This window comes from Streptomyces sp. NPDC025806, assembly GCF_055558275.1.
The window spans coordinates 369534-395731 of the sequence record NZ_JBVHMU010000002.1 but is presented as its reverse complement, the minus strand read 5'-3'; the positions used below and the strand labels follow the sequence as shown (position 1 = coordinate 395731).

General features: G+C 72.8%; 29 protein-coding genes. 15 read left to right on the top strand and 14 right to left on the bottom strand.

The genetic code is table 11. The annotated features are described in order from the left end of the window. Nucleotides 1-58 precede the first annotated feature (58 nt). Nucleotides 59-622: a peptidoglycan-binding domain-containing protein gene (locus tag ACZ4E1_RS05420; protein ID WP_467536059.1), complete on the bottom strand. Its 564-nt coding sequence runs from the start codon at nt 620-622 to the stop codon at nt 59-61. A gap of 274 nt (nt 623-896) precedes the next feature. Here ACZ4E1_RS05420 and ACZ4E1_RS05415 point away from each other — a divergent pair, with 274 nt between their 5' ends. From ACZ4E1_RS05415 to ACZ4E1_RS05405, 3 genes are all read left to right on the top strand, one after another. Then, the gene (locus tag ACZ4E1_RS05415) at nt 897-2108 is read left to right on the top strand and encodes a sensor histidine kinase (protein WP_467536058.1); all 1212 of its coding nucleotides are present in this window, start codon (nt 897-899) and stop codon (nt 2106-2108) included. Nucleotides 2109-2125: 17 nt separating this feature from the next. Then, entirely contained in the window at nt 2126-2797 is a 672-nt protein-coding gene (locus tag ACZ4E1_RS05410) for a response regulator (RefSeq protein WP_467536056.1), read from the top strand. Nucleotides 2798-2944: 147 nt separating this feature from the next. Next, nucleotides 2945-3784 carry a patatin-like phospholipase family protein gene (locus tag ACZ4E1_RS05405; RefSeq protein ID WP_467536055.1) on the top strand — a complete coding sequence of 280 codons (840 nt, stop codon included), beginning with the start codon at nt 2945-2947 and terminating at the stop codon, nt 3782-3784. An 8-nt stretch (nt 3785-3792) separates the two neighbouring features. Here ACZ4E1_RS05405 and ACZ4E1_RS05400 read toward each other — a convergent pair whose 3' ends face one another. Then, nucleotides 3793-5724, bottom strand: a complete 1932-nt coding sequence (locus ACZ4E1_RS05400) for a hypothetical protein (RefSeq protein ID WP_467536054.1) — start codon at nt 5722-5724, stop codon at nt 3793-3795. Between the two features lie 164 nt (nt 5725-5888). Here ACZ4E1_RS05400 and ACZ4E1_RS05395 point away from each other — a divergent pair, with 164 nt between their 5' ends. Together ACZ4E1_RS05395 and ACZ4E1_RS05390 are read left to right on the top strand one after the other, a co-directional pair. After that, nucleotides 5889-6344, top strand: coding sequence for a GNAT family N-acetyltransferase (locus ACZ4E1_RS05395; protein WP_467536655.1), 456 nt, complete (start codon nt 5889-5891; stop codon nt 6342-6344). Nucleotides 6345-6402: 58 nt separating this feature from the next. Continuing rightward, nucleotides 6403-7692: a hypothetical protein gene (locus tag ACZ4E1_RS05390; RefSeq protein WP_467536052.1), complete on the top strand. Its 1290-nt coding sequence runs from the start codon at nt 6403-6405 to the stop codon at nt 7690-7692. Between the two features lie 60 nt (nt 7693-7752). On the opposite strand, the gene ACZ4E1_RS05385 is transcribed toward ACZ4E1_RS05390, so the two are convergent. After that, nucleotides 7753-8196: a YybH family protein gene (locus ACZ4E1_RS05385; RefSeq protein WP_467536049.1), complete on the bottom strand. Its 444-nt coding sequence runs from the start codon at nt 8194-8196 to the stop codon at nt 7753-7755. A 60-nt stretch (nt 8197-8256) separates the two neighbouring features. Next, on the bottom strand, nt 8257-8778 hold the full coding sequence (locus ACZ4E1_RS05380) for an allene oxide cyclase barrel-like domain-containing protein (protein WP_467536048.1): 522 nt from the start codon (nt 8776-8778) through the stop codon (nt 8257-8259). Between the two features lie 149 nt (nt 8779-8927). On the opposite strand from ACZ4E1_RS05380, the gene ACZ4E1_RS05375 reads away from it, so the two are divergent. Beyond that, on the top strand, nt 8928-9815 hold the full coding sequence (locus ACZ4E1_RS05375) for a LysR family transcriptional regulator (RefSeq protein WP_467536046.1): 888 nt from the start codon (nt 8928-8930) through the stop codon (nt 9813-9815). 42 nt (nt 9816-9857) lie between these two features. Here ACZ4E1_RS05375 and ACZ4E1_RS05370 read toward each other — a convergent pair whose 3' ends face one another. After that, nucleotides 9858-10406, bottom strand: a complete 549-nt coding sequence (locus ACZ4E1_RS05370; protein ID WP_467536044.1) for a TetR/AcrR family transcriptional regulator — start codon at nt 10404-10406, stop codon at nt 9858-9860. 95 nt (nt 10407-10501) lie between these two features. Between ACZ4E1_RS05370 and ACZ4E1_RS05365 the strand changes: the two genes are divergently transcribed. Both ACZ4E1_RS05365 and ACZ4E1_RS05360 read left to right on the top strand, forming a co-directional pair. Then, on the top strand, nt 10502-11023 hold the full coding sequence (locus tag ACZ4E1_RS05365; RefSeq protein WP_467536043.1) for a carboxymuconolactone decarboxylase family protein: 522 nt from the start codon (nt 10502-10504) through the stop codon (nt 11021-11023). Continuing rightward, entirely contained in the window at nt 11020-11238 is a 219-nt protein-coding gene (locus tag ACZ4E1_RS05360) for a hypothetical protein (RefSeq protein WP_467536041.1), read from the top strand. The genes ACZ4E1_RS05365 and ACZ4E1_RS05360 overlap by 4 nt, the downstream gene beginning before the upstream one ends. Before the next feature lie 9 nt (nt 11239-11247). Here ACZ4E1_RS05360 and ACZ4E1_RS05355 read toward each other — a convergent pair whose 3' ends face one another. Together ACZ4E1_RS05355 and ACZ4E1_RS05350 are read right to left on the bottom strand one after the other, a co-directional pair. Further along, nucleotides 11248-11787, bottom strand: a complete 540-nt coding sequence (locus ACZ4E1_RS05355) for a TetR/AcrR family transcriptional regulator (RefSeq protein ID WP_467536039.1) — start codon at nt 11785-11787, stop codon at nt 11248-11250. Nucleotides 11788-11878: 91 nt separating this feature from the next. Beyond that, nucleotides 11879-13417 carry an MFS transporter gene (locus ACZ4E1_RS05350; RefSeq protein WP_467536037.1) on the bottom strand — a complete coding sequence of 513 codons (1539 nt, stop codon included), beginning with the start codon at nt 13415-13417 and terminating at the stop codon, nt 11879-11881. Between the two features lie 198 nt (nt 13418-13615). Here ACZ4E1_RS05350 and ACZ4E1_RS05345 point away from each other — a divergent pair, with 198 nt between their 5' ends. Continuing rightward, the gene (locus tag ACZ4E1_RS05345) at nt 13616-14407 is read left to right on the top strand and encodes an alpha/beta fold hydrolase (RefSeq protein WP_467536036.1); all 792 of its coding nucleotides are present in this window, start codon (nt 13616-13618) and stop codon (nt 14405-14407) included. An 80-nt stretch (nt 14408-14487) separates the two neighbouring features. Here the strand turns inward: ACZ4E1_RS05345 and ACZ4E1_RS05340 are convergent, their stop codons facing one another. Beyond that, nucleotides 14488-15315: an SCO6745 family protein gene (locus ACZ4E1_RS05340; protein ID WP_467536035.1), complete on the bottom strand. Its 828-nt coding sequence runs from the start codon at nt 15313-15315 to the stop codon at nt 14488-14490. A 193-nt stretch (nt 15316-15508) separates the two neighbouring features. On the opposite strand from ACZ4E1_RS05340, the gene ACZ4E1_RS05335 reads away from it, so the two are divergent. After that, nucleotides 15509-16351, top strand: a complete 843-nt coding sequence (locus ACZ4E1_RS05335) for an MHYT domain-containing protein (protein ID WP_467536033.1) — start codon at nt 15509-15511, stop codon at nt 16349-16351. Between the two features lie 8 nt (nt 16352-16359). Here ACZ4E1_RS05335 and ACZ4E1_RS05330 read toward each other — a convergent pair whose 3' ends face one another. Next, a complete protein-coding gene (locus ACZ4E1_RS05330; RefSeq protein WP_467536031.1) occupies nt 16360-16617 on the bottom strand; it encodes a hypothetical protein in 258 nt (85 codons plus the stop codon). Nucleotides 16618-16730: 113 nt separating this feature from the next. On the opposite strand from ACZ4E1_RS05330, the gene ACZ4E1_RS05325 reads away from it, so the two are divergent. Further along, nucleotides 16731-17072, top strand: a complete 342-nt coding sequence (locus ACZ4E1_RS05325) for a VOC family protein (RefSeq protein WP_467536029.1) — start codon at nt 16731-16733, stop codon at nt 17070-17072. A 27-nt stretch (nt 17073-17099) separates the two neighbouring features. Here ACZ4E1_RS05325 and ACZ4E1_RS05320 read toward each other — a convergent pair whose 3' ends face one another. The 3 genes from ACZ4E1_RS05320 to ACZ4E1_RS05310 all read right to left on the bottom strand — a co-directional run bounded on the left by ACZ4E1_RS05320 (nt 17100) and on the right by ACZ4E1_RS05310 (nt 19797). Next, nucleotides 17100-17672: a suppressor of fused domain protein gene (locus tag ACZ4E1_RS05320; protein ID WP_467536027.1), complete on the bottom strand. Its 573-nt coding sequence runs from the start codon at nt 17670-17672 to the stop codon at nt 17100-17102. A 96-nt stretch (nt 17673-17768) separates the two neighbouring features. Next, the gene (locus tag ACZ4E1_RS05315; protein ID WP_467536025.1) at nt 17769-18986 is read right to left on the bottom strand and encodes an MFS transporter; all 1218 of its coding nucleotides are present in this window, start codon (nt 18984-18986) and stop codon (nt 17769-17771) included. A 49-nt stretch (nt 18987-19035) separates the two neighbouring features. Next, on the bottom strand, nt 19036-19797 hold the full coding sequence (locus ACZ4E1_RS05310) for a metallophosphoesterase family protein (RefSeq protein ID WP_467536023.1): 762 nt from the start codon (nt 19795-19797) through the stop codon (nt 19036-19038). Between the two features lie 232 nt (nt 19798-20029). Here ACZ4E1_RS05310 and ACZ4E1_RS05305 point away from each other — a divergent pair, with 232 nt between their 5' ends. Next, nucleotides 20030-20830 (top strand): bestrophin-like domain, encoded by an 801-nt coding sequence (locus ACZ4E1_RS05305; protein ID WP_467536017.1) that lies wholly within the window; start codon nt 20030-20032, stop codon nt 20828-20830. 143 nt (nt 20831-20973) lie between these two features. Further along, a complete protein-coding gene (locus tag ACZ4E1_RS05300; protein WP_467536016.1) occupies nt 20974-21675 on the top strand; it encodes a scabin-related ADP-ribosyltransferase in 702 nt (233 codons plus the stop codon). 17 nt (nt 21676-21692) lie between these two features. Here ACZ4E1_RS05300 and ACZ4E1_RS05295 read toward each other — a convergent pair whose 3' ends face one another. Together ACZ4E1_RS05295 and ACZ4E1_RS05290 are read right to left on the bottom strand one after the other, a co-directional pair. After that, nucleotides 21693-22898, bottom strand: a complete 1206-nt coding sequence (locus ACZ4E1_RS05295; RefSeq protein WP_467536015.1) for a M20 family metallopeptidase — start codon at nt 22896-22898, stop codon at nt 21693-21695. Continuing rightward, nucleotides 22895-24280, bottom strand: coding sequence for an MFS transporter (locus tag ACZ4E1_RS05290; protein WP_467536014.1), 1386 nt, complete (start codon nt 24278-24280; stop codon nt 22895-22897). Before ACZ4E1_RS05290 ends, ACZ4E1_RS05295 begins: the two co-directional genes overlap by 4 nt. Nucleotides 24281-24450: 170 nt before the next feature. On the opposite strand from ACZ4E1_RS05290, the gene ACZ4E1_RS05285 reads away from it, so the two are divergent. Together ACZ4E1_RS05285 and ACZ4E1_RS05280 are read left to right on the top strand one after the other, a co-directional pair. After that, a complete protein-coding gene (locus ACZ4E1_RS05285; protein WP_467536013.1) occupies nt 24451-25467 on the top strand; it encodes an Lrp/AsnC family transcriptional regulator in 1017 nt (338 codons plus the stop codon). Nucleotides 25468-25583: 116 nt separating this feature from the next. Then, entirely contained in the window at nt 25584-26171 is a 588-nt protein-coding gene (locus ACZ4E1_RS05280) for a hypothetical protein (protein WP_467536012.1), read from the top strand. Nucleotides 26172-26198: the final 27 nt, after the last annotated feature.

Genomic DNA, 26198 nt, shown 5'->3' with positions numbered 1-26198 from the left:
CAGCGGCCTGCCCCCCGCCCTCGCAGGCAGGGGGCAGGCCGCTGTGGAGCGGTGAACGTCAGCTGCAGTGGCTGAAGTTGGCGGTGCGGTAGTACACCGTCTTCCACTCACCCTGGTTGTACATCTGCCAGTAGCCCCCGGTGACCCGACGGAAGCCGACGTTCTTGCCCGTCCTCGCACCCGACGCGGTGCGGCCCTCGTACCAGAAGGTGCCGGTGGAGCCGTTCCAGCTGCTGACGAAGACCCGGGACGCGGCCTTCTTGAAGGTGTTCGGGCCGACCTTGCCGTCCGCGGTCAGTCCGTAGCGGCTCTGCCAACGCTTGGTCGAGTACGTGGTGTTGGCGCCGAACCGGCAGTCGATGTCCGACAGGTCGGTGGGCGTGCCGTTCTGCTCGTAGACGCTGTCCGCCCACAGGATGCCCTGCCACATGGCCGCCAGGTTGCTGTGGCTGTAGGCCGACGACGAGACCGTGCCCTCGTCGTACCAGTCGTCGCCCCAGCCACCGCCGCCGGTCACCGCACCCGCCGACGCGTTGGCCGACGCCGGCGTCGTGGTGAGCGCGGCGCCACCGGCGAGTGCCAGGACCGCTGCGGCCGCGGCCGCCTTAGTACGTACAGACATGTCCGTTCCCCTCGGTCATGGCCGCGGGCCTGTGTCCCCCGTCGGGACCCCCGTGAGCCCCGCGACCACGACGAGGGCGACCCGCCGTCCCCCAGCTGCTTCGCCTGGGCCGCCCTCGTCGTGGTGAAGAAGCTACGGATCGCGCGCCGCCGCCACGTCCCCTGGCGGTTGGAGATCGGCCGTGAGAGCCGCGGTACGTCCGCGGTTCCTGCAACTTCCGCGGTACAGCGGAAGGTTGACGCCGCCGCGCCGGCCGCCCGGCTACGCTGCGACGGTGTGGCACCCGCGGATCAACGGACCCCGGCGCCCCCTGGTGGTGGACACCGGCATCGCGCTCGCCTATCTGGCGTGCGCCCTGCTGCTCGGCCGGCAGGACAGCCACGAGGGCTACCCCCGACTCGGCGCCCTCGGTCTCACGCTCACGTGCGTGATCAACCTCGCCCTCGTCGCCCGCCGCCGCGCCCCGGTCGCCGTCGCCGCCGTCGTCTACGGCGTCTGGGCGCTGTACGTGGCACTCGGTCACTGGCCCGCCGTCAACAGCCTCGCCTCGCTGCTGGCCCTGTACACCGTCGCCGCGACCCGCCCGCTCCGCACCGCCGTCGCGGCTGCCGTCGCCCTCGGCGCGGTCTGGGTGTACGCGGGGTACGCGGCGCCGGACGGCTCCGTGACGGCCGCCGCCGCGATGGCGGTCGTCTTCCCGGCGATCCTGGTCCGGTTCGGGCAGTCCGCGCGGCAGTCGGAGCGGCGTGGGGAACGACTCGCGGAGCTGACACGGCAGTTGCGCGCGGAGCGTGACGAGAACGCGCGGCGGGCCGTGGCCGAGGAACAAGCGCGCATCGCCCGCGAGCTGCACGATGTGATCGCGCATCACATGTCGGTGATATCCGTGCAGTCGGGCCTCGCGCGGTACGTCTTCACCACCGCCCCCGACACGGCGCGGGCGGCGCTCGCGACCATCGAGAACACCTCCCACGAGGCGCTCGTGGAGATGCGCCGGATGCTGACGCTGCTGCGCGGCCGGGCGAACGGCGGGCCCGAGTCGTACGAGCCCGTGCCCGGGCTGGACGAGCTCGGCGAGCTGGTGGAGCGGGTGCGTGCCGGCGGGGTGCCGGTGGAACTGACCGTCGACGGGCCGCAGCGGTCGCTGCCTCCGGGCATCGGGCTGTGCGCGTACCGGGTGGTGCAGGAGGCGCTCACCAATGTGCTGAAGCACGCGCGGCCGACCAGTGCCGTCGTCCGGGTGTCGTACGGGACGCATGCGCTGCGGGTGAGCGTCACCGACGACGGCGCGGCCTCCCGGACTGCGCCCGAACGGACCGATGTCGCCGCGGAATCAGGAACGGGCCACGGCCTGATCGGCATACGGGAACGCGTGCGGCTCTACGGCGGTAGCGTGGAGATCGGCCCGCGCCCAGAGGGGGGCTTCCAGGTCCGGCTCACCTTGCCGACGTCCGCTCCGTCGGGCCGGGAGGGCGCCGGCGGCTGAGGGGATGACGGCGGTCGATGACGCGGGTGCTTGTGGTGGACGATCAGTTCCTGGTGCGTGCGGGGATCGTGGGGCTATTGACGGCCGCCGACGGGTTCGAGGTGGTCGGTGAGGCGGCGGACGGGGCGCAGGCGGTGGCGGAGGCGCTGCGCTGCCGGCCGGAGGTCGTCCTGATGGACATCCGGATGCCGGGGATGAACGGCATCGACGCGATGGAGCGGATCCTGGCCGCCGACTACGAGCCGCTGCCCCGGGTCCTGATGCTCACCACGTTCGACCTCGACGAGTACGTGTTCCACGCGTTGCGCGCCGGCGCGTCCGGATTCCTGCTGAAGGACACCGGGCCGGAGCGGCTGTTGACGGCGGTGGCCGCGGTGGCGGGCGGCGACACCCTCTTCGCGCCGAGCGTCACCCGCCGCCTGGTCGAGACGTTCACCGCCCCGTCGGCGTCGACGCCTCCCCCGCCCGCGCCGCCCGCGCTGGCGCAGCTCACGGCGCGGGAGACGGAGGTGCTGCGCCTCACGGGGCGCGGCATGTCCAACCTGGAGATCGCGGAACGCCTGTTCATCTCCGAGGCCACGGTCAAGACCCACCTCAACCGCGCGATGACCAAACTGGACCTCACCAGCCGGGCCCAGGCGGTGGTCCTGGCGTACGAGGCGGGGCTGGTGGCGCCAGGGGGAGCGTGAGCGGGCGTCGCCCTCGGACTCGCAGCACTCGTAGCGGGGAGCGCTCCCCGCTACGAGTGCTATCGTCGGACCAGCAACTGGGGAGAGCTCCCCGGTTCAGTCGGCGGGCCGGATGCCCGCCGGCCGTTCGCGAGGAGGAGAGGCAGCGTGTCCGACACCGCACTCGTGCTCGGAGGGGGCGGGCCGGTGGGTGGGGCCTGGCTGGCGGGGGCCCTGGCCGGGCTCACCGAGGCCGGGATCGATCTGCGCGGCGCCGATGTCGTCATCGGCACGTCCGCCGGTGCCGTGTTCGGATCCCGGCTCCTGTCCGGCGTCCCCGCCGCGGAGCTCTACGCACGTCAGCTCTCCGGAGCCGACGCGGTCCGTCTCCCGGTGACCCTGCGCCAGACGGCGCGGTTCCTGTGGGCGGCGCTGGGCTCCCGCGATCCGCAGCGATCGGTCGAACGCCTGGCCCGGGCCGCGCTCAGCGCCCCGACCGGCCCGGAGTCGGAGGTCTTCGACACCGTCGGCACACTGCTCGGCGACGTCCATGCCTGGCCCGGGCAGGAGCTCAGGGTCACCGCGATCGACGCGCGGACCGGGCAGGTCGAGGTGTTCGACTCACGCTCGGGAGTGCCGCTCCGCGCAGCGGTCGCGGCGAGCTGCGCCGTGCCCGTCGTCTGGCCGCCGGTCACCGTGGCGGGCCGGCGCTGGATGGACGGCGGCAGCCGGTCGACGGCCAACCTCCAGCTCGCCCGCGGGTACCGGCACGTGCTGGCGGTCGTCCCGATCCCCCAGGCGGTCGGGCCGCACCCGAGCGCCTCCGAGCAGGCCACGGAACTGTCCGAGGACGGGGCACGCGTCACGCTGCTGACCCCGGACCGCACCGCGCGCCGCGTCATGGGCCGCAACATGACGGACGACGCCCGAAGGCCCGCCGCCGCCCGGGCCGGTCACGCGCAGGCCCGCGCCATGGCCTCATCCGTGGCCGACGCCTGGCGGGGATGACGCGCGGTTCAGCGGCGGGCTGCCACGGCGTCCTCGGCCGCGGCCAGGATGCGGTACAACACGGGGACCGGGATCGCCGGGTTGGTGACCGCCGTGCCCGCCGTGTCGCGGTCGTGGAGCAGCCCGGCGAGGACGCGGGCCGGCAGCCGCGGGTTGCGCGTCGCCGTCGCGCGGACGTGGGCCACCGGATCGTTCAGCAGCCGTACCGCGTCGGCCGGTGCGAGCCGGGGGTCCTCGGCCGCCCGGCGACGCACCTCGGCCTCCGGGTCGCGGACGAGTCGTGCCACGTCGGCGGGCGTGGACGCAGGGTCGTCCAGGGCCAGGCGCCGTACGCGTCCCTCGGGGGCGTCCGCGTAGCGCAGCAGGTTCGTCCGCGGGAAGTTCGGGTGGGTGCGGGGGCGGCCCGGGTGGCTGAAGCTGCCGTCCCACCAGCGCCAGACCTCGAGGAGCATGTCCTGCGGCGCGTCGTCGCACGATTCGGCGAGGAAGAGGCGGACGGTGCGGTCCTCGTCCCGTGCCAGGCGTGCCACGACATCCGGTGGGAGGTGCCGGGCGCGGGCCACGCTCCGGCGGACCAGTGGATGGGACGACGCGGCGAGGCGGCGCATCGCGTCGGCGTCATCGTGCAGGTCCTCGACCCAGGGCAGGGTGTGCGACATCGACGCCGGGTCGAAGTCGTGGCGTACAGCGGCGCGTTGCACCTCGTCGAGGTCGGCGCGCAGCGCCACGGCGGCGCGGACGTCGTCGTGCGGGTCCCGTGCGAGGACGGCGACACCGTCCGCACCGAGCCGCGGGTTGGCGGCCAGTGCTCGGCGTACCGACGGGTCCGGGTCCCGGACCAGGTCCGCCTCCAACTCGGGGGAAAGGCAGCACTGTTCGAGAACCTGGCCATGGACCTCGGAGAGTGCGGCGAAGACCTCGCGGGGCATGGGTACGGAGCCGTGGGTGTGGCGCGCGAGGAGCGCCGCCGTACGTACGGTGTCGTCGGCGTCGGCCCGCAGCCGGGTCCGCTGCGGTGCGGTGAGGTCGTTCCAGCGGGCGCAGGCAGCCGCCCGTACGCGGGGGTCCGCGTCGGTCGTGAGGCCGGTGAGGTGGTGGGCGGGCAGCCCGGGCAGGGCGGCGGCTTGTGCGCGGGACGGGCCGGCGAGGAGGGCGTCGTACAGGTCCTCGGGGATGTCGATGCCGCGGGCTGCGGCGTGTCCGGCCCACAGCACCTGGCGGCTCGGCGACGGTTCGGCGCGGATCAGGCGCAGCCACTGGTCGGGCGTGAGCCGGGGGCGGAAGGTGTCCGCGGGGCGCGCCCGCACCTCCGGATCGGGGTGCGCCAGGGCGGCGTCGAGTACGGCGGGCCGGTCGCAGCCGTGCAGGAAACCCACCTCCACGTCCAGCAACCGGATCAGCAGGGCGTCCGGCGCGCAGGGGTTGGACCCGATCCCGTCCGCCCAGTGGAGGGGCCACGCCGGCCGAGCGGGCACCGTCTCCCACGTCGCGGCACGCTGGGCCTCCGTCTCGCGCCCGGCGGCCACGGCGACCTCCTCCAGCCGCTCCGGCAACCGGTCGACGGCCGTCACCCGGGGCCCGTCCACGCCGGGAACCCGCGCGATCAGCACCTGCCCGTCGAGGGAGAGCGCCACGAATCCGGGGTCGCCGGTCAGCCGCGGGACGGCGGTGCCGCCGGTGGTGCGGACCCGGGTCCACCAGGCGTCGTTGCCGCCGATCCGATGCCCGAGGACGGCGACCAGGAACGCGCCGTCGGCGCCCACGAGTCGGCGCCACCAGGCGTCGTCGATCGTGCCCCGCCGCGCGCCGTCGGGCGCCGCGATCCCGCGCGCGACCCGCCACCCGGCCTCGGGCGGGAACAGCCCGCCGGGACGCACCTCCCCGACGACCGTCAGTCCGGCGCGGGCGAGCAGGTCGTGAAGTTTCTCCTGGTGTGGCACGCGGTGATGATCCCCCGCGGGCTCTCGGCGGGACAAGACCGTTCCGGAGCAGGTGGCCTGCTCCGACGCCCGGGCGGGAGCAGCACGGCAGAAGCGACGTCCTAGAGTGACGCCGTACGCGCAGTCGCCGGACCGGAGGGATCAGTGAGCCGTCAGTGAGCAAGGTGAGGATCGTCGTGGACGACCTGTCCGGACCGCGGATCGCCCAGTTCCTCGCCGACCACGTGGCGCAGATGCGGTCCCTCACTCCCCCGGAGAGCAAGCACGCTCTCGGCCTGGACGGGCTGCGCCGCCCCGAGGTCACTTTCTGGTCGGCGCACGAGGACGACGCGGTGGTGGGGTGCGGCGCGATCACGAGGCTGAACCCTGAGCACGCCGAACTGAAGTCGATGCGGACCGCACCGGCACGTACTCGCAGCGGGATCGCCTCCCGGTTGCTGGACCACATCCTCACCGAGGCCAAGGTGCTCGGCTTCACCCGACTCAGCCTGGAGACCGGCGCCGCCGACTTCTTCCTGCCCGCCAGAAGGCTCTACGAGAAGTTCGGGTTCGCCTACTGCGCACCGTTCGCCGACTACCGGCCCGACCCCAGCAGTGTGTTCATGACCAGGTCGCTCTGACGATCCGGGCCGACCCGCCCCGCCCCGGGCCCCGAACGCCCGCCCCTAGGATCTTCCTATGAAGATCGAATCCGTGATCGCGCAGCTCGTCGGGGATCTGGAGAGCGGGGACTCCGTTCAAGTCGACGCAGCGGTCGAGCAGTTGACCGCGCACGGTGAGGCCGCGTTGCCCGGGGTGCTGCGCGGTGCGACCGGACAGGCGGCGATACGCCATGTCGACGCGTACAAGAAGGTGCTGGGACGCATCGGACCGCCGGCCTTCGACGCGGTCCTCGCGGCCACGCGCCGTGGGGAGTTGCACGGTTTCGTGGTCAGCCGGCTGCTCGGCTGCTTCGACGAACGCTGCGCCGAGCAGTACGCGGCGCTGGCGGCCGACCCCGACCGCGATCTCGCGTACTACGGATTCCAGGGGCTGATCAGGCTGAAGGTGGACTCCGAGGCCGGTCTGCGGGCCCTGCTGGAGGTCGTCGCCCGGGGAGGTGACTGCGCGAGCAACGTCTCCGATTACGCACGCGCCGTGTACGAGGCCCGAGCGCCGCGACTGCGCGCTCTGCGCCGGGATCCCGGCGCGTCCCGGCCGATGCGGCGGGGGTCGCTCGGCGTTCTGCTGGAGGGCGGAGGCCTCGACGCGCTGGACGAGCGCGACCGCACGCTGGTGGAGCGACTGGTGCGGTCGAAGCTTCCGGGCGAGGTCGGCGGGCTGCCCTCACCGCAGCTCGGCTGCTGGTGGCTGGCCGTGCCGGGGGCGACGTACGAGGGCGTCTTCGAGGCACTGGGCCTGCACGACCGCCGCCCGGTGACGGTCGCGGCGGGCGTGGCGGCCTCGTACGGCGAGGAGCTCCGGATCCCGGCCCCGGACGACCCCGAGCGTGGCGTCGGCCGGGCCTTCGTGACGCCTGAACTGGACGGCTGGCGGCTGGTGTTCGGCCCGTTCGAGCTGATTGTCGGCGACGACCACTGGAACGACATGATCGAGACGGTGGAACGCGTCAGCGACGCGTGCGGACACGCCCAGCTCTTCTACGTCGACGGGGCCGACGGCTCGGACCTCTGGTTCGTGGCGGAGGACGGCCTGGTGATCCGGCGGTACGCGGCCCACAGCGACCCGGAGTGGGAGGGCGACCCGCTGCCGTGGGAGGACCTCGCGATGAACGAGCCCGGCTTCGATCCCGAGTCCGAGGACGCGGACCCCGAGGCCGGAACCGCGGGCGCCCGCATCGCCTGTGCGTACCTGTCGGTCGATCCGGAGCTCGTGGGCACGAGCACGGTCGTGCGCGGGCACGGCTGGCTGGCGGTCACAGCACCGGGCGTGGGGCACGGGCCGTTCCCGGGTCTGCTGCCCGTCTGACTCGGCCCGCCGCTCCCGGCCCGGCGCCGGCCGCACGTCACGTGCCCGGCCGACGATCGGTCACGGTTGGAGGTCGGTGACTCCGGCGCCGGTGGCCACGTCGAGCGGCACCGACACCTGGTCGTGGACGATCAGCCACGCCCCGGCGGCCTTGCGCAGGCAGTGGGTGGCCCTGACCCACATACCGCCGATCACCGTCCCGTCCTTGAGCGTGCCGCCGAGGCGGCCGAAACCATGGGCGAACGCCACGTCGCCGCCCACGGTCACCGCCAGGTCGCGCACCTCGTAGGTGACGGTCTCGAAAGCGGTGAAGACGGGGGTCCAGTTGGCGATTTTGGCGTCGACGCCCACGTGCTGCAGGGGCGGCTGGACGTCGAAGGACACGATGTCCGGTGCGTAGAGTCGCCTCAGGGCTTCGAGGTCCTTCTTCTCGAGTCCCTCGACGAGCTTGTCGATGTGCCGACGGATCTCGGCTTCGTCCGTCGCCTGCTGTTGTGTGGCCATGAGGTCCATCTTCCCTTCGCTCGGCACGAGTTGGTCTCATCCAGTCCGTGTCAGTCCGTGTCAGTGCAGGATCTCGATCCGTACGCGTTCGTCGGCCGTCCCGATGTCCCAGTAGCGAGCGATTCCCCGTGCCCTGCTGAAATCACCGGTGCCGCCGGTGAGGGCCATGTCGAGATGGCTCGGTCCGCTCGTCCACAGCGACTGCATGGTCAGCGAACCCCGGTCGAGTTCCATCGTGATCAGGCACTGTGTGGTGGGGGTGTCGCCCTCGACCTGGACGACCTGACAGGTACCGCCGCCGCGCCCGACGGTACGGCCGTCCTGCAGCGCCGCGCCGGAGTAGACGTAGGTGTCGCCCAGGCTCGGCCCCTCGGGGGCCTTGTCGTCGGCGGCGTACTGGTCGTTGCGGACCTTGAGTTCGAGCACTTCGGGTTGCCCGCCCTCCGGGGTGTCCGCTCCGGCGCCGGCGGCGGTGCCGGTGCCGATCACCACGGCGGCCACGGCGGCGGCCGCGATCCTCCTGCGCCTCGTTCGTGCGCCACAGGCCTCGGCCTCGGGCGACCTCCGCGCGTTCATGAACATGACGGCTCCTTCGCTGCGATGTGCCGCGATGTGGTGCGAGGGCGGCTGACATCACGACGGTATGCCCGTGGGGCTATCACGTCTAAGATCAGTATTGCTATGAAGTGATGCTCTGGAAGGCATGCCCGGGCACGAGGAGATGGTGACGGATGGACCTCAACTCGCTGCGGCAGTTCCTGGCGGTCGCCCGACTGGAGCACCTCAGCCGCGCGGCCGAGGAACTGCGCGTCGCCCAGCCGTCGTTGAGCCGCACCATCGCCCGGCTGGAGAAGGAACTCGGCACTCCGCTGTTCGACCGCGCGGGCCGGCTGCGCCTCAACGACGCCGGTCGCCTCTTCCGTGACTACGCCGAACGGTCGCTGGGCGAACTGGAGGCGGGCCGGCGCGCGGTGGCCGAACTCGCGGACGAGGGGTTCGGCAGCGTACGGCTGGCGTCCGAGACCTTCCTGACCTTCACCGGACCGCTCGCGGCGTACAAGCGGGCCCACCCGGACATCGAGGTCGAACTCCATCAGGCACCCGCGGCGGACATGGCCCGCCGACTGCTGACCCAGGAAGTCGACCTGTGCGCGGCCTCGCAGCCGATCCCCGCCGAAGGCCTGGAGTCGGTGCAACTGCTGGACGAGCCGGTGTGGTTGGTCACCCCACCCGGTCACCCGCTCGCCGACCGCTCCTCGGTGACCGTGCCGGAACTCGCCGGCGAGGGCTTCATCGCCGCCCAGCCGGGGCACTGGCAACGCCGCCTGCTCGACCGGCTGTTCGCCGCGCACGACCTCACCCCGCGGATCGTGTGCGAAGGGGACGAGCTCAGCGCGATCGCGGCACTGATCCAGGCGAGGCTCGGCATCGGCCTCGTACCCGACCTCGCCCGGCGCCTCGCCCCGCCCGGCGCTGCCGCCTGGATCGCCGTCGACAGCCCCGAGTGCCGCCGCCGACTCACCCTGCACTGGGGCGCCGGCACCCGGCTGACGGCCGCCGCCCGGCTGATGCGCACGACGATCAGCGCGTGGGACTGGAGCGCGGACCGACCGCGCTGAGGCCCGCACGGTCGCGTTCACGGCACCCTGCGCCGAGCGGGATCAGCCCGACGCGCCCAGCATGGCCGCCGCGACCGCGCGGGCCTCCGCCGCGGGGGCCGTGGTGCGTTCGCGCAGGGCGGTGACGATGGCGCCGTCCATGAGGAGGACGAAACGCCGTGCGAGGGTCTCGGGCTCCGCGCATCCGTTCCGGGCGAGCAGGTCGGCGACGTAGGCGATGACGCGTTCTTTGTGTGCGGCGGCGGCGCGGTAGGCGGCGCTGTCGGTGTCGGCGGTCTCCGCCATGGTGTTGATGAAGGCGCAGCCGCGGAAGTCGGCGTTCGCGAAGCGTTCGGCGAGGGCCTCGAAGATGTCCAGGGGACGGCCGCCGAGCGCGCCCACGCGTTCGGCGAGCCAGGTGCGCCAGGCCTGGTCGCGGCGCTGGAGGACGGCCACGACGAGGTCGTCCTTGCCGGCGAAGTGGCGGTAGAGGGAGGCGCGGCCGACTCCGGACTCGGCCACGATGCGCTCGATGCCGACGGCGCGGATGCCTTCGGCGTAGAAGAGTTCCTCGGCGGTGTCGAGGAGGCGCTCGCGTGCGTGGGTGGCCATGGGGGTCAGAGTAGCCGGATCTTGACGCGGATGGAACCGATCGGTACCGTCTCGGCGCGAGAGGTTGGAACCGATCGGTACCATCTGGAGGATTCATGCCGCGCATGCCACAGCTCACCGACGACCCGTCCGGGCTGCTCGACCAGACCCGCCGACAGCTCGGCCGGGTGCCCAACCTGTACGCGACCCTCGCCAACTCCCCCGCCGCGCTGGCCGGTTACCTCGCGCTGCGTGATCACCTCAGCCGCGGCGTCCTGTCCGCCCGGCTCCGTGAGCAGCTCGCGCTCCTGGTCGCCCAGGAGAACCACTGCACGTACTGCGTCAGCGCCCACACACTGCGGGGCCGCAAGCTCGGACTGAGCGACAAGGAGCTGCTCCGCACACGCGAGGGCGCCGACGACGGGGACGCGCACGCCGATGCCGTGCTGCGGATCGCCCGTGCGGTGGTGCGCACCGGCGGCCGGGTCGAGGACTCGATGCTGGACGGGGCCCGGCACGCCGGGGTGAGCGACGCCGAGCTCGGCGAGATCGTCGCCCATGTCGCGCTCAACACCCTGTCCAACCACTTCAATCACCTCGCTCGGCCCGAGCTCGACTTCCCGGAGGTGTCGGCATGAGCCGCGAGTGGCGCAAGGGCACGATCGAGCTGGACACCGCCTACGCGGTCTTCAGCGCGGACGGGCGGCGGGTCAGCCGTGTCACGGGGGTCGACTTCGCGATCGAGGGCGGATTCGTCAACATCCGCGTGCCGGGTGTCCCGCACGTCCAGGTGGTCTCGGCGCCGGCCGTCCGGCTGGTCACCGTCGAGGCCGAGGGAGAGGTCGAGGCCTAGGGCAACGCTCTAGCGGGTCCGGAGGCCGTCGAGGAGGACGGCGAGGACCTGGTCCGTCTCCTGCGGGGCGTGTTCGCGGGTCCAGGCCGCCGCCGCGATCATGGCGTACAGGCCGGTGGCCGTGATGTCGCCGCGCACCTCTCCCGCCTGCTGGGCCCGCTCCAGCAGGCGGCGGCCCGCCGACTGCATGGCGGTGCAGGCGCTGTTGAGGTCGGAGGTCTCGTCCTTGAGGCTGTCCATCAGCGTGGTCACCAGCCCGCGGTACGTGGTGGCGTGCGCGACGGCGGCCTTCACCCAGGTGGCCAGCGCCGCTCCGGGCGGCTGCGCGGTGAGCAGGTTCTGCGCGGTGTCGCCGAGTTCGGCGAGGCTGTCGCGCAGGATCGTCTCCAACAGGCTCTCGCGGGTCGGGAAGTGGCGGTACAGGGTGGCGTTGCCGAGGCCCGCCTGCTTGGCGATGTCGTCGAGCGAGGTGTGGATGCCGTGCTCGTCGAAGGCCTTCCTGGCTTCGGTCAGGAGGCGCTCGTAGTTGCGGCGGGCGTCTGCGCGCATCGGGCTGTCTTCTCCTCGGCGGCCGTGCGGGGCGCGGTGCCGCTCCCGTGGGTGACGGGGCGGCACCGGAAGCGGGGTGCGGCCCCGCATCCTATCCCTGCCGCCCCGCGGCGGGTTCGGGGGCCGACTCAGGGATCGGCTCCGGCTCAGTGCCGTCCGTTCCGCCCGCGGAAGCGGTGCGCATCACGAGGGTGAGCAGGATGGTGAGGGCGGTGAATCCCGCGCCCCAGGTGAACGCGGTGGTGACGCCCTCGGTGAGGACTCGGTCGGCCGCCTGCCGGGGTGTGAGTCCGGAGGGCAGTTCGCCGCGGGCGCTGCGGCTCGCGGCGCCGAAGACCGTGACCATGATGGCCAGGCCGAGCGCGCCGCCGATCTGCTGCATCACGTTGAGCAGGCCGGAGGCGGCGCCGGAGTCCTGCGGGGCGAGGCCCGACATCAGGATCGTGGTGACGCCGACGAGGAGGGTGCCCATGCCGAGCCCGGCGATGAGCATGGGCGCGAGCAGTGCGGAGACGTAGTCGGCGTCGGGGGTGATCCGGGCGAACCAGATCAGGGCGACACTGATGGCCGCGGCGCCGACGGCGGTCAGGACGCGCGGGCCGGTCCGGGGCAGCGCCTTGGCGGCGAGACCGGACGCGGCGAGGATCAGGACGGCCAGCGGGACGAAGGCCAGGCCGGCATGGATCGGGGTGAAGTCCCGGACCTCCTGCAGGAATTGGGTCAGGAAGAAGAACATCGCGTTGCCGGCCGCCATCACGAACAGCAGCACGAGGTAGCCGGTGGCGCGGTTGCGGTCGGCGAACAGGCGCAGCGGCGTGATCGGCTGCGCGGCACGGGTCTCGACGACCACGAACAGGGCGAGCAGGACCACCGCGAGGGTGAAGGAGAGCAGGGTCAGCGGGTCGGCCCAGCCGCTGTCGGCGGCGCGGATGAAGCCGTGGACCAGGGCGGTGGTGCCGATGGTCGAGGTGAGGGCGCCGCCCAGGTCGAAGCGGGCGGGGGTGCGTTCGGTCTCGCGGATGAACAGCGGGGCCGCGATCAACAGGGCGATACCGACCGGCACGTTGATGAAGAGGACCCAGCGCCAGGAGAGCCAGTCGGTGAGCAGTCCGCCGCCGATGAGCCCGATGGCGGCGCCCGATCCGGAGACCGCCGCGTACAGGCCCAGCGCGCGGGCCCGGGCGGCCGGATCGGTGAAGTGGGTGGCGATCAGGGCGAGGACGGTGGGTGCGGCGAAGGCTGCGCCGACGCCCTGCAGGGCGCGGGCGGCGAGCAGCATGCCGGCCGAGGTGGACAGGCCGCCGAGGAGCGAGGCGGCGGTGAACACGGTGACACCGACGACCATGCCGCGGCGGTGGCCGAGGACGTCGCCGGCGCGGCCACCGAGGAGGAGCAGTCCGCCGAAGGCGAGCAGGTAGGAGCTCAGGACCCAGGACAGGCCGGTCGGGGTGAAGCCGAGGGCCTCCTTCAGGTCGGGGAGCGCGATGTTCACGACGTTCACGTCGAGGATCAGCATCGTCTGGAGGGCCAGGACGATCGCGAGCACCGCGCCGGGGCGGTGCCAGGTCCTGCTGCCGGCGGGGCGGGGCGGGCTCTGGCCCGGGGCACCGGCGCGGTGTTCTTCACTCATGGGTCGACCTCTCGTCGAAATCTGGTCGAACGAGAAACGGGGGCTGTCCACGTTTCCTGTCGGGGAAGATACAGGGACTGTCCCCGTTTCACAATCAGGGCTGTACGCAGGCCAGTTGACCCCAGCACTCCCCCACGCCGGAGTCCGAGGCACGCACCGCACCGCGACAGTGCCGACGGGCAGGCCTAGCCTGGTGACATGGCGACCGTGCGGGCCGGCGGGCTGACCCTCGCGTACGACCGTGCGGGGGCCGGGCCACTCCTGGTCCTGCTGCACGGCGCGGGTGACGACGCCCGTGTCTGGACACCTCAACTCGACGCGCTGTCCGACGCGTTCACGGTCGTGGCGTGGGACGAACCCGGCGCGGGACGCTCCGGGGCTCTGCCTGCCGCCTTCACCCTCGCGGACTATGCCCACTGCCTCGCCGCGCTCGTGAAATCACTGCGGATCGGACCGGCTCACGTCGCGGGGCTCTCCTGGGGCGGGACCGTCGCCCTGGAGTTCTACCGCCACCACCGGGACCTCGTCCGGACCCTGGTCCTCGCCGACACCTACGCCGGCTGGAGGGGCTCCCTGCCGGCCGAAGAGGTGGCGGCCCGCGTCACCGGTGTGCGCCGGATGCTGGACGCGTCGCCGACCGGGGCCCCTCCGGCCTCCGTACCGGGACTGTTCGCGGGTCCGCCGCCGCCCGCGTACGTTCCACTGCTGGAGACGATGGCCGCAGCCGCCCGACCGGACACCCTGCGGGCCCAACTGGCCCTCATGGCCGCGACCGACCAGCGGGACCTCCTACCCGCCGTCTCGGTGCCGACCCTCCTGCTGTGGGGGGAACAGGACGTACGCTCCCCGCTCACCGTCGCCCGGCAGTTCCGGGCCGCGATCCCGGAAGCCGAACTCGTCGTCGTCCCCGGCGCGGGGCACCTCAGCAACCTGGAACGGCCCGAGGAGTTCAACCGGGCCGTACGGGACTTCTGCCGACGGCACGCCTGAGACGCCGCCCGAGGGACAGGGCGGCGGCTCAGTGGTGGGCCCGCGTACGCGCCGCTCCGCTCCCCCGTCCGGCCCGCTCGTCAGCGTGACCCCGCGGCCACCACTTTCGCGGTGATCGGTTCGAGCGCCTCGATCAACTCGTCGAGTTCGGCGGGCGGGAGCGCCTCGTACGGCGGGGCGGCGAGGTCGTCGGTGAGGGCTTCGACGCGCTGCTTCAGCGCGCGGCCGGCGTCGGTGAAGCGACCGTCGGTGTCGACGATCCCGCGCTCGCGCAGGCCGTTCATGACGGCGGCGAGCCGCTCCTTCGGGAGGTGGTGGATGCGGCCGAAGGACTCCGGCGGGTGGATGCCCTGTTCCAGCGCGGAGAGCACGTGCGCCTCCGTGCCGCCGATGCGCTCGCCGAGGAGGGCGGCGATGTGACCGTCTCCGCGGTGTTCGCGCAGCGTGGTCGCGCAGTGCCAGAGCCGGGCGACCGGGTCCTCCGGCACGGGGACGGTGCGCATGCCCGCGTACATGACGCGGCCTTCGGTGGGAGCGGTCGCCGCGGCCCTGGCGGTCAGGTCGGCGGCGCGCACCAGGCCCGGGGAGCCGGTGAGCTCGGCACCGAGGATGCGTCGCAGGGAGGCCGCGCTGCCCCGCTCGCGCGCGGCGAGGGACTCCTCGGGCGGGATCGTCTCCCAGGCGCTGGGGATGTGCCGCGCGACTTCCCCGTCGGCGAAGTTGTAGAACGCCGCGTGCACGACCTGCGCCGGAACCCTCCCGAGAGGCGCGGCGCGGCTGGCGAAGTAACCGTCCCAGTAGGTGCGGTGGCCGAGCGCGGCGAGCTCCTGGTTGCACTCGTCGGCGAAGAAGGTGACCAGGCAGATGGGTTCCAGGAGCTCGTGCATACGGCGGGCGATCCGGGTCATGTCCCCCATCATGCCCGCGTCCGGGCCGCTCGGCGGGGAACCCGTGGCGGCTTCGTGATTCCGGACGGGTCGTTCCGCTGCCATACTCCTCGCCGCACCACCAACTGCGCGGTTCCGAACGGCAGTTGCCACAACGCGGGCGGGGGCTGACCTTCCTCGTCCCTCCATATCGGCCAGGAAGGCTGCGCTTCTCATGGAAGGCACCATCGACGGGTTCACCTACGGGGCCGTGACACCCGCCGTCGGGTACGCCATGGCGTACCTCGGCAGCGCACTGGGGCTGCGCTGCACCACCCGCTCCCTCAGGTTCGACCGCTCACGCCGCCGCCCGGCCTGGCTCGCTCTGGGCGCCGGGGCCATCGGCTCGGGAATCTGGACGATGCACTTCATCGCGATGATGGGCTTCAGCGTCGCCGGCGCACGCGTCGAGTTCGAGTGGACGATCACCTACGCCAGTCTGGCCGTGGCCATCGCCGTGGTGAGCGTGGGCGTGTTCATCGTCGGCTTCCAGGGCCCGACCGCGCCGGCGCTCCTGGCCGGCGGCGTCATCACCGGCCTGGGCGTCGGCGGCATGCACTACCTGGGCATGGCCGCCATGACCGTGCGCGGGGCCTCGCTCGACTACGAGACCTCCACCGTCGCCCTGTCGCTGGTCATCGCCGTCGTGGCCGCGACCGCGGCGCTGTGGGCGGCGGTTCAGGACAGGGGCCTCGTGTGGAGCCTGGGCGCGAGCCTGATCATGGGCGTCGCGGTGACCGGCATGCACTACACGGGCATGGCGGCCCTCGAAGTCCACCTGCACGGGGCCGGCACCCCCGCGTACCTCACCAGCTCGTCCTTCGACATGCTCGTCCCGATGCTCATCGGCCCGCTGGGCTTCCTGGTCGTCGCGGGCGCCATCGTGATGTTCGATCCGCTGATGGTGATGGGGCCCCCGGACCGGCCGTCCGCACCCCCGGAACGCCTCAGTGTGGACGTGCCGTTCCTCGCGCGGCGGGAGGAGCGTGCGCGCCCCGGCGGCCACCGCCGGACCTGACGTCGACGTCACTCCTGGGCTTCCCGCCCCGTCGTCGCGCGCAGCCTCGCCTGGATGCGTTTCATCGCCTCCCTCACCGGCAGGTCCGTCAGGCCCTGCGTGAGGGGGAGGTGTGTGGGGCAGAACCACTCGCAGTTCTCCGGGTGTCCGGCCCAGTCGTCCGGATACGTCGTCGTGGGCTTGAAGTACACGAGGGTGAAGTCCTCGTACGCGAAGTCCGAAAGCCGGGAGGGGACGCGACATATGGGACAGAAGGGCGGCATCATCGGGGGTGCTCCCACTCTCTGACGGGTCGACAGCTGATCAATGGTCACCGTAGCCAACCCACACGCAGAGACGCGGACAGAGACTCCCGACCGCTCTCCTGGATGACGACGACATGGCACTGGACCTCTTCGCGGGGATCCCCGTCACCGATTACGCCGTGGCCCTGCCCTGGTACGAGCGACTCCTCGGCGCCCCGGCCTCGATGCAGCCGAACGACATCGAGGCCGTGTGGGAGGTGGCGGAGCACCGTCACGTCTACATCGTGGAGGACGCGCGCCGGGCGGGGAACGCCCTGGTCCTGTCGTTCGTCGACAACCTCGGCGAACGGGTCGCCGGGGCCGCCCGGCGGGGCATCGAACCGGTGAGGCGCGAGACCTACGCCGGCGGCGTGACCAAGGTCGTCTACCGGGACGCGGACGGCAACGAGATCAGTTTCGGCGGCGAGACCGGGTGAGGGAGCCCCGGCCGGCGGAAGGGCAGGTCACAGGTCCAGGCCCGCGCGGTCGAGGTCGAGAAGGTCCGGATCCTGGGCCACGAGTGCCTGCTCGAAGGCCTGCCGGCCCCTGGCCCGGACGAAGTCCGCCTCGGTCGAGGTGACGGGGACGAGCCAGACGATCCCGACCTCACTGCCGTTCTCGATCGTCACGGAGAAGAACGCGTCGTCGAAGTAGACCGGCAGTGCGGCGTAGAGGGCCGTCTTGCTGCCGCCAGGGAGAGGCGCCGGCAGCGGGATCACGTCACCGCGCAGGACCGCGTGTCCCCCGGCCACCATGCGCTCGGCCACGAACTCCACGACTCCGGGCAGCGGGCCGTGGTCCTCGCCGTCCTTCACGTAGGCGCAGGCGAGGAGTTCCAGGTGGTGGTGGCGATCGGAGTGCGGGGACCGCAACGGCGTCCGCGACAGGCCGATCGTGGTGAACGCCTGTACCCGTTCGAGCCGGCCGTCCCGGAACGCGGCCACCTGGGGCGTACCGGTCGGAGCGCCGTCGCGAGGTGACCAGGCGCCGGCCATGCGTCCGAGCCGGTTCTCGAGGTGTTCGATCAGCACCGGCACCAGGCACTCCTCATCCAGCGGTTTCCGTCGCGGCCCTCGCCCGTCGCGTCGGCCTTGCTCCCGAGACACTAATCGCGCGGAATCCGCGTGCTCCCGTCAGGTCCTGCGACCGGCCGTGAGCCAGGCCAGTCCCACGAGCGCGGTGACGGTGGCGAGGACGGCGTAGGCGAGGGTGTAGGAGGTCGAGGCGGCGACCGCGCCGGCTGCGAGGGCGCCGAGTCCGGTGCCCGCGTCGAAACCGACGTTCCAGGCGGTGCCGACGGTCGATCGCGCGTCCTCCCCCGCTGCCGTGAAGGCGTGTACGAGCGTGAGGTTCTGCAAGCCTCCGTAGGCGACGCCCAGCGCGAGCATTCCGCCGATCAGCAGTGCGCCTGCGGTGGTGTCCGCGTCCCTGGCCGTTCCCGCGCCGATCGCGGCGAGCCCGGCGGCGCCGAGCAGGAGGAGCGGGGCGATCGCCGGGGCGGCGCCGCGCCGGTCCGCGAAGCCGCCGAAGGCCCAGCGGCAGAACGCCGAGGCTCCCGTGAACACCAGGAGCGCCACGACCACGACGACCGGGTCGGGGGCGAGACTCGGGGTGAAGGTGAGCACGGCTCCGCCGGCCGAGGTGATCGCGAGCAGCGCGGCGATCGGCCCGGTGAGGGCGCGGCGCAGGTGGGCGCGGTCGGGTGGCGGACCGGACGGGGTCGCACCGGCTCCGGGGTCGTCGTGGGTGTGCAGGGCGCGGGCCACGGAGGGGACGAGTGCGACGGCGGCCAGGGGCACGGCCGCGGCGGTGAAGACCAGCCCGTACCCGACGCTCTCGGCGAGCCAGGGTGCGACGGGGATGAGCAGGAACTGCGGTGCCGCGATGGCGAGTCCGTAGGCTCCGACGGCGCGGCCACGGCGTGCGGGTTCGACGAGCGCGGCGACTCCCGTGGCGCCGCAGACCGTGATGATCCCGAAGCCGAGGCCGCGGATCGCCGCGAGTGCCGTCACCGCCCGCACGTCGTCGGTGAGCAGGTGGGCCGGCGCGGGTGCTCCGAGCAGAACGGCGCCGAGCATGAGCGTCCGGCGCCAGCCGATCCGTCGCAGCGCTCGCCCGACGAGGAGTTGGGCGACCACGGTGCAGAGCATCATCACGGCGTTGACGACACCGGCGCCCAACGCGTCGGCCCCGCCGTCGAGCACCCAGAGCGGGGCGACCGGCATCAGCAGCGAGACACCGGCGAACCCGAGCCCGGTCGAACCGAGCAGGGCGGGCATGCCCGGGGCACGCCAGACCGACGGGACCCGCGGGGCGCCGTCGGTCAGATCATGAGTCCGTCTGTCCAACATCGGCAAACGGTATACCGAACGGAACGGCGCTCGTGATCACCGTGAAAGGTCAGGGAGCACCGACGCGTCCGTCGCGCGGGGCGAAGGCCGTGAGGGCGTCCGCGTCGGTGACGCGGGCGTTCAGGTAGGAGTCGGACCAGGCGGTGATGTCGGGGTAGGAGGAGTCCCGGGCCAGTCGGGTCGCCGCGGCTTCGAGGTCGTAGGGGGTGACGCGGAGTTCCGCGCCCGGGCCCAGGAGGGCCCAGTGGGCTCCGGTGCGGCCGTAGGGCATGCCGATGCTGCCGGGGTTGACGATCAGCCGGCCGTGGGCGAGGCGGGCGTACGGCATGTGGGTGTGGCCGCAGACCACGGTGCGGACCTCGGGTTCGAGTCCCTCCAGGACCTCCTCCCAGCGGTCGAGGCGGGAGTCGACGAGCACGACCTCCTCGTCGTCGCGCGGGGTGGCGTGGCAGAACAGGACCTTCCCCAGCCCCTTCACAGGGAGAGTGACGGATCGTGGGAGCGCGGCGAGGAGGGCGAGATCGGCCTCACGGAGTTGTGCGGCGGCCCAGGGGGCGATCGGGTCGGGAAGGGTGTCCCGTCGGCCCTGGCGGAATTCGAGGAGTTCGCGGTCGGCGTTGCCGCTGATCCAGGTCGCGCGGTCGCCGAGGCCGGTCAACAGGTCCAGGACCTGGGCCGGTTGCGGGCCGGCGGCGATGTCGCCGGTGAGCACGATGTGGTCGGCGGCGGCGACGTCCGGCTCGGCGAGCACCGCCTCCAGGGCCGGCAGAACTCCGTGGATGTCGGACAGGACGGCTACTCGGTTCAGCATGGGCACCACTGTGCGTCGGGGACGGGTGAGCGGTCCGGTCTTTCGCCCGGCGCGTAGCCGTCGAGGTGCGGCGCGGAGTGCGGCGCGGCGCCTGCTCCCGCCGGGTCAAGGGATTCGTCCATGTGGCGGCAGGTGAACGTTTCCGCAGTTCACAGGCCCCTTCAGACGTACATGATCACGATGCTCGCCCGTACCGGGAACCCCCCTCACCGCCCCTCGGAGGTGGCCGCTCGTGGTCCTCGTCATCGTCGTCGCCGTACTGGCCCTGCTCGCCGGGCTCGCTGCCAACCGCTGGCTGCGACCATGGCTGCTGAACGAGGACGACGGCACGGGCATGGCGGTGAAGGACCTCGTCGGTCCGCTCCTGACGATGACCGTCCTGCTGCTGAGCTTCGTCCTCGTCACGGCCAACGGCTCGTACGGGAAGGCCGAGGTGGCCTCGCGCGGCGAGGCCCGGGCCCTGGACCAGATCGTGGAGACGGCCGAGTACGCGCCGGACTCCGAGCGCGCCCGGATCCAGGCCGCGGCCGTCTGCTACGCCCGCGCCGTCCGCGTCCGCGAGTGGCCCGCGATGGCCGACGGCGAGGGGTCCCCGGCCCCGAGCGTGTGGTCCACGGACTTCCGGCAGACCTTCGAGGACCTCGCGGGCCAGCCGGTGTTCGGGATGCTGGTCGCCGCCGACAACAAGCGCTCCGACGAGCGCGAGGAGCGTCTCACCCAGGCGACCGCAAGCATCCCCAGCGCCATCCTCTGGTTCCTCCTCATCACCCTGGTCATCACGGTCGTGGCCCTCGGTATCTGCCTGCCCCGCAGGAACAACCGCGGCCAGCTGATCGCGCTCGTCGTCATCACCGCCCTCCTGACGACGGCCCTGTGCGTCATCCGGGACGTCGACCGGCCCTTCGGCGGCATCATCGACGTCAAGCCGACCTCGATCACCGAGGCCGAACGCCAGGCCACCCGCGACTTCCTCGCCCACCACCCCGCCTCCGCGCTCCCCTGCGACGACCAGGGCGACCGCCGGTCCGTCTGAGTCGGAGCGGGGCGCGCCGTGAACATATGACTGTTGCCGCCCCGGGAGTGACCGCCCGCCTTCTCGGGGCGGCACTCCCCTCCGGCACGGGTGTCCGCGGATATACAGAGTCCATCCTGTTGATCAACTGATGGGCCGTCACCATGTTCTCCGCAGTTCTGCGCATGCTCGCCGTCGCCTCGCTCGCCACGGGCCCGCTGGCCCTCGCCGCCCCGGCGGACGCCGCCGACCACCGCCCGACCACCGCCGTCGCGCAGGCACCGGACACCGGCCCGTGCGGGCCCGTCACCGGGTTCCGCCCCTTCGACTGGTGGCGCACCACCACCTCCCCCACCATCGCTCCGGCCGTGCACCGCGCCGCTGTCGACGAGAACTGGCAGTGGCGCGACGACACCAACACGCTGTGGCGCGGCGACACCCGCGAGAATGTCGAGCAGCTCTTCGAGGACGGTTTCGCGCCGCGCGGCGAGGCCATGACGCCGCTCGACGAGTACATCGTCAAGGGGGGCGGCCAGAACACCGCGCATCTCAGCACCAGTTGTGAGAAGTGGGTCGCGGAGAAGTTCGCCACGTACGGTGCGGCGAAGACCGGCTGGGTCTACGAGATCGAGGCGCCGGGCGGCATCGACGTCAACGCCACCGCGCATCTCAACGGGTACGAGTCGCCCTATCTCTGGAACAAGGAGATCGACTTCCCCGGCGGCGTCTCCGGCAGCCACATCAAGGGGGCCTGCAAGTACCACCTCGTGAAGACCGACCCGGACACCAAGATCAACACCTACGAGAACCTGGGCTGCCGCACCAACAAGGACTTCGAGCCCACCTTGGCGGCCGCCGCGCGCTGACGACCGGCGGCTCCGCGTCACCGCGGCCGGGCGTCGACGAGGGCCGGCCGCCGGGCCGCCACCCCGTCGAGCAGGCGTCGCCGTCGGTCCGGGTCGCCGGCCGCCGTCACGGCGGTCAGCGCCATCGCCGCGGCGGCGTCGAGGACGGCCCGGTCGGCGCCCGGGCTCTTTCCGTAGGCCGTGAACTCGGCGGTGTGCTGCTTCGCTCCCCCGGTGTCGTAGCCGATCGTCGGGTGGATGGAGGGGACGAGGCGGGACACGTTGCCCATGTCGGTGGAGGCCATCGTCTCGCCGTGGCGGGAGCGCGGGTCGCGGCCGAGGGAGCGGGCCGCCGCCGTGTAGGCCTCGGACAGGAAGGGGTCCTGGTGGAGTTCGGCGAAGTCCTTGCCGTGGGGCTCCAGTTCGAGACGGGCGCCGGTCGCGAGGGCGCCCGCCTCGAAGCAGGCGTGGACCCGGTCGCGTACGAGGGCGAGCTGTTCGAGGTCGGGGGCGCGTATCTCGTAGCGGGCGCGGGTGAGTTCGGGGATGACGTTCACGGCGTCGCCGCCGGCCGTGATGACGCCGTGGACCAGGGAGCCGGGCGGGAGCTGCTGGCGCAGCAGGCCGATCGCGGTCTGGGCGACGGTGAGGGCGTCGAGGGCGTTCACGCCTTCCCAGGGGGCGAGGGCGGCGTGCGCGGGGCGGCCGTGGAAGGCGACGTCCCAGGCGCCGATGGCCAGTGAGGAGGCGCAGACGCTGTCCTCGGGGGCGGCGTGCGCCATCATCGCGACGGCGACGTCGTCGAAGACGCCGGACTCCAGGAGCAGGACCTTGCCGCCGATGTCCTCCTCGGCGGGGGTGCCGATCAGGCGGACCGTGATCCCGAGGCGGTCGGCGACGGCGGCGAGGCCGAGGGCGGCGCCGACCGACGCGGCGCCGTTCACGTTGTGCCCGCAGGCGTGGCCCAGGCCGGGCAGGGCGTCGTACTCGGCGCAGAAAGCCACGACGAGCTCGCCGGTGCCGTATGTCGCCTGGAGTGCGGTGGGCAGTCCGGCCAGGGGGCGGGTGACGGCGAAGCCGGCCGTGTCGAGGAGGGCGGCGACGCGGGCCGCCGACCGGTGTTCCTGGAGGGCCGGCTCGGCGTCGTCGTGCAGGCCGTGGCTGAGCTCCGTCAGCTGTCCGGCGTACGTGCGGACGGCGTGGAGGACGGCTTCGCGGGGAGCGTCCGGGGCGGGGGCGGTCATGCGGGTTCTCCGTCGACGGTGAGGGGTTCCGGATGGGCGGGAACGGGGGCGGGGGCGGGGCCGTAGGCGAGGGCGGCGGCCGAGCCGAGCAGGGCGACGCCGGCGCAGGCGCCCCAGCTCCACAGGAAGCCGTCGAGTCCGATGTGGGCGCCGAGCCGGTGCGCGGCGAACAGCGCGCCGATGACGGCGGCGCCGATCGCGGCGCCCAGGGAGAGGGCGAGTTCGTTGAGGCCGACGGCGAGGGCGGTCTGGTGGGCGGGCACGATCTCGGCCGACAGGGTGCGGGTGATCGACTCGAACAGGCCGGTGGCGAGGCCGACGAGGAGGGCGCAGGCCACGTACTGGGTCAGCGTGGCGTGGAAGAGGAGCATGCCGAGGAAGCCGAGCGCGATCAGCGCGCCGCCGGTGCCGAGCACCGCGCGGTCGCCGATGCGGCGGGCGAGGCGCGGGGTCGCGGTGGATCCGGCGAAGCCCGCGACGACCATGGCGAGGGAGACGGTGGCGATGGCCTGCGGGCCGAGTCCCATGCCGTAACCGGTCTCGGCCGGGTCGGCGCCGAGGAACAGGGCGTTCGCCCCGAGGAAGCCGATCGTGCCGAAGGCGGCGCAGAAGGTGTGGGCGCTGACCACGGCGAGGCGGCGCTCGCCGAGCATCCGGACGTTGACCAGCGGGTGCTGCGCGCGCCGCTCGACGGTCGCCCAGGCCGCGAGGACCAGGACGGCCGCGGCGCCGAGGCCGAGCGTGCGGGGTGCGGTCCAGCCCCAGGTGCCGCCCTGGGCGAGGACGAGGACGAGGGCGGTCAGGCCGACGGTGAGGAGGCACGCCGCGCCGTAGTGGAAGCGTCCGCCACGGGGTCCGTCGCTGTCGGGCAGCGCGATGCCCGCGGCGACGGCGAGCACGGCGACGGGGACGGCGGTCCAGAGTCCGGCGACGGCGTGCTGTTCGCTGAGCGCCCCGGCGACGAGGCCGCCGACGCCGATGGCGATGAGCAGGGCGCCGACGAGGAGGGACATGCCGGTGCGGCCTCGTTCGGGGGCGCGCGAGCGCAGGATCCCGGCGAGCAGCGGGAAGAAGCCGACGACGGCGCCCTGGAGCACCATGCCCACGGCCAGCGTCAGGGGTGTGGGCCGCAGCGCCATGAGCAGGGAACCCAGCGCGACCATGGCGAGGGCGATGCGCAGCAGCCGCCGGTGACCGTGCAGGTCGCCGAGGCGGGACAGCAGCGGTGTGAGCACGGCGAACGCCGCCTGTGCCAGCAGGTACAGATTGTTCTGCCCCACGCCGTCGATGCCGAGCCGAGCGCCGAGCTCGGGCAGCAGCGGTGTGAGATAGCCCTGCACGACGCCGCTGAACACGACGACGACCGCCATCGCGGCGAGCATGCCGCGACCTGTGCCGACACGGTCGCCCGCGCTCGTTCTTGGGATCACCGGGACTGAGTTCACAGTGCGCACCCCTTCTGGTGGCCGGAACCGAAAGTGCTGGCTACTGTGCTCGCCACGGCCGGAGCGGCCAGGAAAGTCGACGGAATCGTGCACGGGGAGGACGGCGCATGCAAGAAACGGTCATCAGCGAGCTCGATCTCGCTCTGGTGAACGCGCTGCAGTTGCGGCCTCGGGCCGCCTGGGCGGAACTCGCCGCGCCGCTCGGTGTCACCGCGGGCACCCTCGCCCGGCGCTGGGACCGGTTGTCCGGTGAGGGGCTCGCCTGGGTATCGGCGGCGCCCGGCCGGGAGTTCTCGCGGACCCGCTGCACCGCGTTCGTCCTGCTGCGCTGCCGGCCGGGGACCCGGAGGCGGCTGGCCGAGCGGCTGTGCGCCTTCGAGGAGGCGGCCACGATCGAGCTGACCGCGCCGGGCAGCGCCGATCTGCTGCTGGACGTGCTCGCCCCGGACCTGCCGGCGCTCGGCCGTTTCCTCACGGAGGACCTCGAACCGCTGCCCGACCTCGTCTCCGTCGACTGCCTCTTCGCCACGTCCCTCTACGTGGAGGGCAGCCGCTGGCGCCTGCGCTCCTTGGATCCGGCCCAGCTCACGGCCCTCGGCGCGGGCGGCCCCGGCGGCCCGGAGGCCGTCCCGACCACCGAGCTGGACGGGGTGGACCGTGCGCTGCTCGACGCCCTGGTGCGGGACGGGCGGCTCGGTCTCGCCGCGCTCGCCGCGCACGCGGACAGCAGCCCGGCGACGGTACGGCGACGTCTGCGGCGGCTGACCGATTCGGGGGTGCTGACTTTCCGCTGCGACGTCGCCGACGCTCTCGCGGGGCGGCCCGTGCCCGTGTCGCTCCTGGGCCGCGTCCCCGCCCGCGACACCGCCGCCGTGCACCGGACGCTCGCGGCCCTGCCCGAGTGCCGACTGGTCGCCGCCGTCACCGGCGCCGCGAACATCTTCACCACGCTCTGGGTGCACGACCTGGGCGACATCCAGCGCCGCGAGACCGCCTTGTGCGCCCGTCTGCCCTCCCTGACGGTCACCGACCGGATCGTGGGCCTGCACACCGTGAAGCGCATGGGCCACCTGCTGACCGACGACGGCCGCCGCACGGGCGTCCACCCGATCCGCCCCTGGTGAACTCCCGTCGGCCGCGGCCCGCTTGACAGCAGACCGAGGGAGGGGAGCAGGCGCGGGAACCGTCGAGTCCGTTCCTGCGTGACCCCCTCTGTTGCCGACTGCCCCTGGGGGACGGAATGAATGCTCGAACGCTGACTCCGACGCTGGTGAAGCTGGCGGTCTCGACGTGTGTGGTCCTCGGGGCCGTGGCGTGCGGGCCCGGAGACGCGAAGGACGACGCCGCGTCGAAGCCTTCGCAGGCGCCGTCGTCCGCGCAGGACGGAACGCCGCACGCCACACCGTCCCCGTCCGCTCCGGCCGAACAGCCGTCGTCCGCGAAGCCGTCGGCCGCGCCCACCGGCGACCAGCCCGCGCCCAGGACGAAGGAGGGCGCGATCCAGCGGTACGAGGAGTATCTCCACGCGGTCGGGCGCGAGGACATCGACACCGTCTGCGAGATCGCCGGCCCGGCCGCGAAGCAGGCGGAGGACGAGGGGTTCGGCCCCTGCACCTCGACGTTCCGCGTCACGTTCCAGATGATCTCGCCGGCGCAGAAGAAGGCCCTGCAGACCGCGACGGTCGACCCTCAGGGCGTGATGGTGCGCTCGGCGGAGAACGTCGAGATCCCGACCTCCGCCGTCAAGGCCTCCGTGACGTTCAAGGAGGAGGAGCTCGGCAGCAGCACCCTGGAGTACCTCAAGGACAACTGGTTCGTCACCGACTGACCCGGAGCGCCCGGCCCTGGACGACGG